Here is an 11,400-nt window from a genome sequence, read left to right as displayed (position 1 = left end):
ACGGCCTGACCGCTGATGATCGGGTGTTGCAGAAGACGCCGTCGAGTTTCGACGTGTCGGTGTGGGAGTTCTTCTGGCCGTTGATCACCGGCGCGACGCTGGTCGTGGCGAAGCCCGACGGGCACAAGGACCCGGTGTATCTGGCGGATCTCATTGATCGTGAGCGGGTGACGACGGTGCATTTCGTGCCGTCGATGTTGAGGGCTTTCGTGGAGTCGGGTGCCCGACCGGAGGGCTTGCGGCGGGTGATGTGCAGCGGCGAAGCCCTTCCGTCCGACCTCGCGCAGGCCCTCCCGCACACGCACAACCTGTACGGCCCGACCGAAGCGGCCGTGGACGTGACGTACTGGCCGGTGTCCGAAGGGGCCAGCGAGACCACGGTGCCGATCGGCCGCCCGGTGTGGAACACCCAGGTCCACGTCCTGGACCGCGCGCTGCGCCCGGTGCCGGACGGCGTCGCGGGGGAGCTGTACCTGGGCGGTGTCCAGCTCGCGCAGGGCTACCTGAACCGGCCGGGCCTCACCGCGTCCCGGTTCGTGGCCGACCCGTTCGCGCCCGGCGAGCGCCTCTACCGCACGGGCGACCTGGTGCGGCGGCGGGGAGACGCCCTGGAGTACCTGGGCCGCACCGACGACCAGGTCAAGCTGCGGGGCTTCCGGGTCGAGCCGGGCGAGGTCGAGGCCGCCGCGAGCGCGGTCGAGGGTGTCCGGCAGGCGGCCGTGGTGGTGCGGGACGACCGGCTCGTGGCCTACGTCGTGGGCCGGGCGGACATCCGCGACGACCTGGCCCGCGTGCTGCCCGAGCACATGGTCCCGGCGGTCGTGGTCGAGCTGCCCGAACTGCCGCTCACCCCGAGCGGCAAGCTGGACCGAAAGGCCCTGCCCGCGCCGGACTTCGCTGCGCTGGCCGGTCACGCCGCGCCGGCCACCGAGCGCGAGGCCGTCCTGTGCGCCTTGTTCGCGGAGGTGTTGGGGCTGCCGCGGGTCGGCACGCAGGACAGCTTCTTCGCGTTGGGTGGTGACAGCATCATGTCCGTCCAGCTGGTCAGCCGCGCCCGCAAGGCCGGGGTGGCGATCACGCCGCGACAGGTGTTCGAGCACCGCACCCCGGCGGCGCTCGCGGCGCTCACGGCGGCGGCCGTGGTCACGACCGACGACCCGGTGGGCCGCGTCGAACCGACCCCGATCATGCGGTGGACCAAGGGCGGTCTCGCGCAGGCGATGCTGCTGGTGGCCCCCGAGGGCCTGACCGGGGAGGGCCTGGCCCGCACCGTCCAGGCGGTCCTCGACCGGCACGACGTGCTGCGCGCCCGGTGGGACGGCACCACGCTGGTCGTGCCCGAGGAGTCGTTCGACGCCGAGGAGATCATCCGCAAGGCCGAGCGCGGCTTGGACGACGAGCTGCTCGCCGCCCGCGACCGCCTCACGCCCGACCGGCTGGTCCAGGTGGTGTGGTTCGCCCCCGACCGGGTGCTGGTCGTCGCCGACCACCTGGTGGTGGACGGCGTGTCCTGGCGCATCCTCACCGACGACCTCGCCGACGCCTGGGCCGGCCGCCCGCTGACCCGCACCGGCACGTCCTTCCGCCGCTGGGCCGAACTGCTGGCCGCGCAGGAGCGCGGCGGCGAGACGGGGCTGTGGCGGGATGTCCTCGACGGCGCGGACCTCGTGCTGACCAGGGGCGGCGGGCACGTCACGGCGTTCTCGGCGCCGTTGCCCGAGGGCGCGGAGCAGGCCGGTGTGCGGGAGTTGCTGCTCTCAGCGTTCGCGCAGGCTGTGGAGTCCTGGCGCGGGCGCAAGGGCGATGTCGTGGTGGCCGTCGAAGGCCACGGCCGTGAAGAGCACATCGCGCCCGGCGTGGACCTGTCCGGCACGGTCGGCTGGTTCACCACGGTCTTCCCCGTCCGGCTGCGCCCCGGCGCGCGGCTGCGCGACATCAAGGACCAGCTGGACTCGTTGCCCGACAACGGCATCGGCTACGGCCTGGTCCGCCCGCTCGCGGGCCTGCGCGAGCCGACGATCGTGGTCAACTACCACGGCCGGCTGCGCGCGGGCGACGGGTCGCCGTGGACGCCCGCGCCGGAGGCGCCGGTGCTGCGGGTGCCGGCGAAGGTGGAGCACTGGGCGTTGGAGGTCAACGCCGTCGTCATCGGCGACGAGTTGCGGGTGGAGGTGGTCGGGGCCGACGAACCCGGCCTGGTCTCCTCGTTCCGCACCGCGTTGGCCGGCAGCGCGCCGACCACGCGGGACACGGCCCTGGTGGACGTTTCCGAAGCAGAGATCGACGAGTTCGAAGTGGAGCTGGGCACGTGGTGAGTCAGCAGCCGACGGCGGGGGAACTCCTGCGCGAGGTCACCGACCTGTTGGGGCCCGAGGCCGCGGGCCTGTCCGACCAGGACAGCCTGATCGAGTGGGGCCTGGACTCCATCCAGCTCATGCAGGTGGCCAACAAGTGGCGGCGGCGCGGCATCAAGGTGCCGTTCGCGTTGCTGGCCAAGCGCCCGACGCTGGCCGGCTGGCGGGAGATCCTCGCCGAGGCGGCCGGCGTCGCGCCCGAGCCGGAGCCCGCGGTCGAGGTCGACGAGGACGCGCCGTTCCCGCTCGCCCTGATGCAGCACGCCTACTGGATCGGCCGCGACGAGGAAGCCACGCTCGGGTCCGTCGCCGCCCACCTGTACGTGGAGTTCGACGGGCCCGACCTCGACCCGGAGCGCCTCGCCGACGCCGTGCGCAAGCTCGTGGCGCGGCACGGGATGCTGCGCGCGGAGTTCGGCGATGACGGCCGCCAGCGCATCCTGCCGCGGCGCCGCCAGGACCCGGTGGTCGTGCACGACCTGCGCGAGGCCGCCGAGGACGTGGTCGAGCGGACGCTGGAGGAGCTGCGCGACGCCTCCTCGCACGCCCGCCTGGACGTGGCGCGCGGCGAGGTGTTCAAGATCCAGCTCTCCCGCCTGCCCGGCGGGAAGGCGCGGCTGCACGTGGACGTGGACATGCTCGCCGCGGACGCCCTGAGCTACCGGGTCCTGCTGGCCGACCTCGCCCGCTTCTACGACGAGCCCGACCACGAGCCCGCCCCCATCGCCTACAGCTACCCGCGCTACCTGGCCGAGCGCGAGGTCACCAAGGCCGCCGAGCGCGAGCAGGCCCGCCAGTGGTGGCAGCACCGGATCCCCGAGCTGCCCACCGCGCCGGACCTGCCGCTGGTGGAGGGCGACTCCTCGCGCGTGACCCGCCGGCACCACTGGCTCGCGCCCGAGGACCGCAAGCGGCTGGCCGCCCGCGCCCACGAGCACGGCCTCACCCCGGCGATGGCGGTGGCCGCCGCGTTCGCAGAGACGCTGTCGGCGTGGAGCGCGCAGCCCCGGTTCCTGATGAACCTGCCGATGTTCGACCGGCAGAGCACCCACCCGGACGTGGACAAGCTGGTCGGCGACTTCACCTCCTCGGTGCTGCTGGAGGTGGACCTGTCCGAGGAAGCCCCCTTCGCCGAGCACGCCAAGGCGTTGCAGGCCCGCATGCACGAGGACGCCGCGCACTCGGCGTACTCCGGCGTGGAGGTGCTGCGCGACCTGTCCCGCCACCACGGCGAGCAGGTGCTGGCCCCGGTCGTGTTCACCAGCGCGCTGAACCTGGGCGAGCTGTTCGACGCACGGGTGCGCCGCTGCTTCGGCGACGCGGTGTGGATCATCTCGCAGGGCCCGCAGGTGCTGCTGGACGCGCAGGTCACCGAGGTCAACGAAGGCCTGCTGATCAACTGGGACGTGCGGGAGGGGTCGTTCCCCGAGGGCGTGGTGGACGCGATGTTCGCCGCGTTCCGGGACCTGGTGACCAGTCTCGGCCAGCGCGACGACGTGTGGGAGCGGCCGGTGGGCAACGCGCTCCCGGCGGCGCAGTCGGAGGTTCGTGCGCGGGCCAACGCGACGGACGGGCCGCGCAGCGGGAACCTGTTGCAGGACGGGTTCTTCGCCCAGGCCCGGCGCACCCCGGACGCGCCCGCGCTGTTGTGGGGCCGGGATGGCGCCCAGACCTATGGGGAGCTGGCGGACCGGGCGTTGCGGATCGCGGCTTCGTTGCGGGACAAGGGTGTTTCGGTCGGTGACCTGGTCGGCGTGAGCCTGCCCAAGGGGCCGGACCAGATCGCGGCCGTGCTGGGCGTGTTGGCGGCGGGCGCGGGGTACGTGCCGATCGGAGTGGACCAGCCGCCGGCGCGGGCCGAGCGGATTCGACGCATCGCGGGGCTTGAGCATGTGCTGACGGAGGTGTCGAGCGCGGTCGAGCCGTCGGTCGAGCCGTTGGCCGAGCCGGTGCGCGGTGGGGATGAGGACGTGGCGTATGTGCTGTTCACGTCTGGCTCGACCGGTGAGCCCAAGGGTGTCGAGGTGCCGCACCGGGCTGCGGTGAACACGATCGACGACTTGAACGAGCGGTTCGGGGTCGGGCCCGCTGATCGGTGCCTCGCGGTGTCGGCGCTGGAGTTCGACCTGTCCGTCTACGACGTGTTCGGCCTGCTGGCGGTCGGTGGCGCAGTCGTGCTGGTGGAGGAGGGCGACCGCAAGGACGCCCGCCGGTGGGTCGAACTCGCGGTGGCTCGTGGGGTGACGCTGGTCAACTGCGTGCCGGCGCTGCTGGACATGCTGCTGGTGGCGGCCCGGCCCGGTGAGCTGTCCGGGCTGCGCACGGTGCTGCTGGGCGGCGACTGGGTGGGGACGGACCTGCCGGGCCGCGTGCACGCGCAGGCCCCGGCGTGCCGGTTCGCGGGTCTGGGCGGCACGACCGAGACCGCCATCCACTCCACGGTGTGCGAGGTGGACGCGTCGACCGGGGTGCCGCCGCACTGGCGGTCCGTCCCCTATGGCACGCCTTTGCGGAACGTGGCGCTGCGGGTGGTCGACGTGCGGGGTCGGGACTGTCCGGACTGGGTGACCGGTGAGCTGTGGATCGGCGGGGATGGCGTCGCGCACGGCTATCGGGCTGACCCCTCGCGCACGGCGGACCGGTTCGTGGGGTTCGAAGGTCGGCGTTGGTACCGGACGGGGGACCTCGCGCGGTACTGGCCGGACGGGACGGTCGAGTTCCTCGGGCGTCGGGACCACCAGGTGAAGGTGCGCGGCATGCGCATCGAGTTGGGCGAGGTCGAGGCGGCGTTGGCCGAGTACCCCGGTGTGCGACGCGGTGTCGCAGGTGTGGCCGGTGCGGCTGGGGCTGCTGGGGCTGCTGGGGCGACGGGTGTGGCTGGGGCGGCGGGTGTGGCTGGGGCGGCGGGCGTGGCTGGGACGCAGTTGGTGGCGGCCGTGGCTGGTGCGGTCGATGGGGACGCGGTGCGTTCCTTCGTGCAGTCCCTGCTGCCGCCGCACATGGTGCCGGTGCGGGTGGTCGTGCTGGACGAGATGCCGTTGACCGCCAACGGGAAGGTCGACCGCAAGGCGGTGGCTGCTTTGTGGCAGGCCGAGACCGAGAGCTACGTGGCTCCGGTGACCGCGGTGGAGCAGGTGCTGGCGAAGGTGTGGGCCGAGGTGCTCGGCGTCGAGCGGGTGGGGTTGGACGACCCGTTCTTCGCGCTGGGTGGGGATTCCGTGCTGGCGACGATGATCGTGGGGCGGTTGCGGGAGGCGCTGGACACCTCGGAGGTGACGGTGCGGACGTTGTTCGGGACGTTGACGGTGGGGGCGATGGCGGCTCGGATGCAGGCCGACGAGTCGGTGCCGGGGCGGTTGGCGCAGGTCGCGGAGATCTTCCTGGAGGTTGACGCGCTGTCCGAGGAGGACCTGGAAGCGCAGCTCTGAGGGAAGGTGTGGGTTAGCCGCCCCCTGGGGGGTGGACTGGGAACCGGTTGTGTTCAAAACCCAAAGCTGAAAAGCAGCGCTCGCCGCGCGGCAGGCCCCCGGGGGTGGAAGGGCGTCGGTTCGTTCCCCGTACGGCCTGCCGGAGGCAACCACGCTTCACCGTTCTTGGCAACCGGTGAAGCGTGGTTGCCAAGAACGGTGAAGCGTGGTTGGGCTTTGCCCAGGCCGTACGGGGAACGAACCGAGGCCCTTCCTTGGCTTGGCAGCCCAAAAGGGAAGGGCGCGCTTCCCTGCGGGAAGCGCGCCCCTTTTTGTGCTTGTGTCAGGCGATCTTGTCTACGCCGGGCTTGAGCTTCTCCAGCACCCACGGGATGTCCAGGGCAGTGGGGTAGCGCAGGGCCGAGATGGTTTCCATGTCCACCGACAGGTAGTTGCCGGCCTTGACCGGCGCGACGAGCTGGTTGGACTCGAAGGCCTGCTTGAGGTCCGGCGTGGTGAAGGCGACGATCACCAGGTCGGCGGCCAGCTTGTCGTACTGCTCCGGGTTGAGGGTGCCGGTCGGGCTGCCGGACTCGTTCTTGGTCGCGTCGGCGACGGTCGGGCTCAGCGTGAGGCCGGTCTGCTCGATCAGGCGAACGGCGAAGTCCTCCTTGGACACCAGCGTGAACATCTTGCCCGCGGTGTTGCCGACGGACGCGGTGAAGGTCTTGCCGGCGGCCTTCGGGTGGTCGGCCTTGAACTTGTCGATCGCGGCCTGCGTGGTGGAGATGACCTTGTCGCCGTCGGCGGTCTTGCCCAGCGCCTTGGCCACCACCTGGACGTGCTCCTGCCAGGTCTGCTTGCCCCAGTCGGTGGCGTAGCCGACGGTCGGCGCGAGCTTGGCCAGGTTCGGGTACTCCTGCTCCAGGCCGTAGGAGGAGGTGGCCAGGATCAGGTCCGGGGTGAACTTGCCGACCTGCTCGGGGTCCACGCCCGCGGCGGCGTCCACGATCTTGGTCTTGGCCGGGTCGAGCTTGCCCTTGAGCCAGCTCGGGACCGCGTCGCCGCCGGACTTGTTGAAGAACGCCACCGGGGTGACGCCCAGCGCGATGGCGGCGTCCAGGTCGTCGGTGGCGGTGCCCACGACGACGACCTTGGTCGGCTCCTTCGGGATCTCGGCCTTGCCGAACTTGTGCTCGATGGTCACCGGGAAGGCCGAGGAGCCCGCGCTCGACGTCGGGGTCGTCTGCGTGGAGGCGTCCTGCACGTCGCCGCACGCGATCAGGCCGAACCCGAGCACGGTCGCGAGCGAACCCGCGGAGAAGGCCCGGAACGCTCTGCCGGACAGACGAACCCTGCGAGACATGGCAACACCCTTTCGGTGGACGTGCAGTGGGGCTTGGAGCGTCGCAAGTGAAGCAAGGCTTACCTAAGAAAGCAATGCGCGACACTGCGACGCGGATCACGTTCACCCGCGCGTCGGGTCCCGTTCACCGATCCAGCGCAGGTCGGACCTCGGTGCGGGAGGGTTCGGTCTTGAGTCCATTGTGGACTGTGGGGTGCGGCTGTCGGGGTGATTGACAAGTGATCGGGTCCGCCCCACTCTGGGAACGCTCCCAGTCAGCACTGTCGATGAGGACCGCCCATGAGACCGCGCCTTGCCGTGCTGTCCCTTCCCGCCGCCCTGGTGGTCGCGCTGCTCGTGCCGCCGGCCTCGTCCGCCGAAACCGATGTGACGGTCACCGTCAACGCGCGGGCCGGGCTCGCGGCGGTCGATCCGACGGCCGTCGGGGTCAACCACGCGATCTGGGACGCTCAGCTGGGCACCGACGCCGTCGCCGACCTGCTGAAGGACGCGGGCGTCGGCGCGATGCGCTATCCCGGCGGCTCCTACTCGGACATCTACCACTGGCGCGACCACACCGCGCCCGGCGGGTACGTCGCCCCGAACACCAGCTTCGACCACTTCATGGCCGGTGTGCGGCGGGCCGGCGCGCAACCGGTGATCACGGCCAACTACGGGACCGGGACGCCTGAGGAGGCCGCCGAGTGGGTCAGGTACGCCAACGTGGAGAAGGGGTACGGGGTCCAGTACTGGGAGATCGGGAACGAGAACTACGGCAACGGGCACTACGGGTCCGGTTGGGAGGCCGACAACCACCCCGACAAGAGCCCGAACCAGTACGCCCGGCTGGTGGTCGAGTACGCGTCGGCGATGAAGGCGGTCGACCCGAGCATCAAGGTCGGCGCGGTGCTCACCTCGCCTGGCGAGTGGCCGGACGGCATCACCGCCGCCGGTGACGCCGGGTCGTGGAACCAGGTGGTGCTCTCGATCGCCGGACCGGTGGTGGACTTCGGCATCCTGCACTGGTACCCGGGCGGCAGCGGGGCCGAGGTGCTGACCAAGACCGACCGGGTCGCGGACATGGTCCGCCTGGCGCGTGAGCAGGCCCGGCGGTTCGCGGGCAAGGAGCTGCCGATGGCCATGACCGAGGTCAACACCTCCTACGGGCGCAACACGCAGCCCGGCGCGCTGTTCGCGGCCGACGCCTACGCGACCCTGTTGGCCAACGGCGTGTTCAACGTCGACTGGTGGAACGTCCACAATGGAATGGGCACGGTGTCCACGGTCGCCGGGCACACCGACTACGACGACTTCGGCCTGCTGTCGAGCGGGAACTGCTCGGGTGAGGTGTGCCAGCCCGCGTTGAACACGCCGTTCGCGCCGTACCACGCTTTGGCGATGGTGTCGCGGTTCGCACGGCCCGGTGACCGGTTCGTCGCCGCGTCCAGCACGGACCCGCTCCTGCGTGCGCACGCCACGCGCCGCACGGACGGCGGGCTGGCCGTGATGCTGGTGAACCAGGACCCGGACAACGCCAAGACGGTGTCCCTGCGGTACGCGGGGTACGCGCCGGCCGCCGACGCGCGCGTGCTGAGCTTCGGCAACGGCGACGCCGGGATCGCCACCACGTCCGGCAGCGCGTCCGCGGCGACCCTGCCGCCGTACTCGATCACCACGCTGGTGCTGCGCCCGACCGGCTCCACCGCCGGCCCCGCCACCCCGCCCCGCCCGGTGGCGGACGCGGTCACCGCCACCACCGCGACCCTGAGCTGGCCGACCCCGCCGGCGGGCGTGAAGTACGAGGTGCACCGGCACGCCGGCACGGCGGGGGAGCAGTGGGGCGAGACCACCGGGTCGTCCTTCACCGTCGCCAACCTCAAGCCCGGCACCGACTACACGGTCAACCTGGTGGCGCGCGACGGCGCGGGGCGTGTCTCGTGGGCCTCCGAACCACTGGCGTTCACCACCGGCACGCCCACGACGTCCACGTGCGCGGTCGCCTTCCGCGAGACCACCAACTGGGGCAACGGTTACGTCGCCAACGTGGAGATCGCCAACACCGGCACCCAACCGCTCGACGGCTGGCAGCTGACCTGGACGTGGCCGACGAGTTGGCAGCAGGTCTCCAGCGGCTGGAACGCGGACTGGACGCAGACGGGCGGGGACGTGCGGGTGTCGAGCACCTCCCGCCTCGCGCCCGGGGCCACCGCGACCGCCGGCTTCGTCGGCGCGTACCAGGGCCCCAACGTGCTGCCGACCAGGTACACGCTCAACGGCACGCTCTGCACGACGCGCTGACCCACGGCCGCCCCGCCCGAGGTCCGGGCGGGGCGGTTCTCGGCGAAACCGCGTGGACCGGGCGTGCCGTCGATTAGAGTTCCGCACGTGACCCGCCTCGCCGCGCGTTCGGCTTGGGCAGCGGCGCTGGTGGCTCTCGCCTTCACGGCGGCCTGCTCACCCGCGCCCGCCGAACCGGACCCCACGCCCACCTCCACGCGCACCATCCCGTCTTCTCTGCCCAAGGAAGTCGCGGACATGTGGGCGGAGAAGGTCGAGAGTCCCAAGAAGACCGCCGAGGACCTGTGCGGCCTCCTCACGGTGGCGGAAGTGACCGCGGCCGTGGGGGTCGAGGCGGCGGAGGGCGTCGCGAACGGGCCGGGCAAGTGCGCGTGGTCGATCGGCGGCACGGTCGACGCCAAGGGCCGCCCGGACGCCGGCGTGCTGCTCACGACCCCGAAACCGGTGGCGTGGCTGGGCGACAAGACGACCGTGTCCGGCCACCCGGCGCGCACCTCCGGTAGCGGCGGCACGCCCGTCTGCACGCTGAAGGTCCTGCTCCGCGAACCCGTCGAGGACCCGGACGACCGACCGGTGCTGGAACTGTTCGTCGTGACGAAGGGGGACGCTCCCCGCGACCAGTGCGAAGCGGCACGCTCCCTGGCCGAACTCGCCCTGGACCGCCTGCCGGCCTGAGCCCTCAGTCCCCGGGGTTGGCGGCCCGCCACCGCGTGCGGTGCGTTGCGGCCAGGTGGTCGGCTTCGTGTTGGGCCGACGGTGAGACCTTGATGGTGCACCACTGTTCGAGGGTCGTTGCCATGCACTGGACGAAGTCGCGGCCGGTGTCGGTCAGCGCCGCGCCGGCGAGCAGGGTGTTCGACACGTCCAGGGCCGCTCGTCGCCAGCGCGCGAACTCCGTCTCGCGGCCGGCTCGCAGGCAGAAGCCGGCGACGCCCAGGTGGGCGTACGCGCCGTGCAGCAGGCCGATGGCCGGGCGGGGGTCGGTGCGCCACGGGGCGTAGAAGCGTTGGCCGGAGTCCTTCCGCACCAACGGGAACAGGTCCATCAAGGCGACCAGTTTCGTGTGTTGCAGCTCGTGCGCCAGGGTCAGGGCGGCGGATTCCGGGTCGTGCGGCAGGGACAGGAACACGCAGCCGAACGCGTCCGCGTGGGTGGCGCTGTTGACGCCTGGCGTCGCCAGCGGGGTCAGCACGGTGATCGCGGCGGCCAGTTCGGCGGCGACCTCGCCGTGGGCCCGGGTCAGCACCGACCACGCGGCGGTGATCGTGTCCTGCCAGCGCCCCACGTCGAACTCCGCGGTGAGGGGCAGGCGGGTGGGTGGGCCGCCGTCCGGCCAGTGCTCCAAGGCGAACGTCGGGCCGTCGGGCACCACCACCTCGGGCGCGGGTCGCCAGGTGAGGCCGTCCACGGCGACCCGGCCGTGCGGGTGCCCTTCCAGCCGGCCGAGGGTGGGCAGTGAGGCCGTGCCCGACCTCGGCAGGTCCACGACTACGGAGGCGCGAGCGCGAACGGCCGCCGCCGCGGCCACGAACGCCAAGCCGGCCGGCGAACCGCGCCCGATCGCGGTCCGGGTCGCCCACTCACCCACGGCGGGGTGGTCCACCACGCGGTGCACGGCCGCCGCCGGCAGCGTCTTCACCACCTCCAAGGCCCGGCGCGCCACGGCCGACCGGTCGGCGATGTGGCGGATGAGTTGCAGCGTCCGGCTGCGCCGCGCCCCGACCAGGAGGCGGACCGCCGCGGGACCGCCGCCGCCCCGGGCGAGGGCGTCGAAGGTGGGCCGGGGCATGCGCGACAAGGCGGGCAAGGAAGCTCCTCGGGCGGTTCGGGAACGGGTGTCGGCGTAACCCCGGGCGCCGATTCCGGGGAAATGATCTCGAAAAACCGGGGGCGGCGCGCGAGGGTCGGCGATTTCTCGGCTAACCTTCAGTCGAACACCGCGAACGGTTGGCGCACGTCGTCCGAACGGCGCATTGCGGTGTTCGGTGCCGGTGGT

General features: G+C 72.1%; 6 protein-coding genes. 4 read left to right on the top strand and 2 right to left on the bottom strand.

Annotated features, from left to right (window positions below; translation table 11 throughout):
* Positions 1–2,315 (top strand): AMP-binding protein (locus ABD126_RS37065; RefSeq protein WP_343940041.1); only part of this gene is annotated, 2,315 nt, incomplete at its 5' end.
* On the top strand, positions 2,309–5,782 hold the full coding sequence (locus ABD126_RS37060) for a non-ribosomal peptide synthetase (protein ID WP_343940039.1): 3,474 nt from the start codon (positions 2,309–2,311) through the stop codon (positions 5,780–5,782). The genes ABD126_RS37065 and ABD126_RS37060, both read left to right, overlap by 7 nt.
* Before the next feature lie 322 nt (positions 5,783–6,104).
* Here ABD126_RS37060 and ABD126_RS37055 read toward each other — a convergent pair whose 3' ends face one another.
* A complete protein-coding gene (locus ABD126_RS37055; protein ID WP_343940037.1) occupies positions 6,105–7,127 on the bottom strand; it encodes an ABC transporter substrate-binding protein in 1,023 nt (340 codons plus the stop codon).
* Positions 7,128–7,406: 279 nt separating this feature from the next.
* Between ABD126_RS37055 and ABD126_RS37050 the strand changes: the two genes are divergently transcribed.
* Both ABD126_RS37050 and ABD126_RS37045 read left to right on the top strand, forming a co-directional pair.
* Entirely contained in the window at positions 7,407–9,404 is a 1,998-nt protein-coding gene (locus tag ABD126_RS37050) for a cellulose binding domain-containing protein (RefSeq protein WP_343940035.1), read from the top strand.
* Positions 9,405–9,491: 87 nt separating this feature from the next.
* The gene (locus tag ABD126_RS37045) at positions 9,492–10,079 is read left to right on the top strand and encodes a DUF3558 family protein (RefSeq protein WP_343940033.1); all 588 of its coding nucleotides are present in this window, start codon (positions 9,492–9,494) and stop codon (positions 10,077–10,079) included.
* 4 nt (positions 10,080–10,083) lie between these two features.
* On the opposite strand, the gene ABD126_RS37040 is transcribed toward ABD126_RS37045, so the two are convergent.
* Positions 10,084–11,211: an aKG-HExxH-type peptide beta-hydroxylase gene (locus ABD126_RS37040; RefSeq protein ID WP_343940030.1), complete on the bottom strand. Its 1,128-nt coding sequence runs from the start codon at positions 11,209–11,211 to the stop codon at positions 10,084–10,086.
* Positions 11,212–11,400: the final 189 nt, after the last annotated feature.

It is taken from the genome of Saccharothrix mutabilis subsp. mutabilis (genome assembly GCF_039521145.1).
Classification (GTDB): Bacteria; Actinomycetota; Actinomycetes; order Mycobacteriales; family Pseudonocardiaceae; genus Actinosynnema; species Actinosynnema mutabilis.
This window is presented reverse-complemented; position numbering and strand designations above follow the sequence as displayed.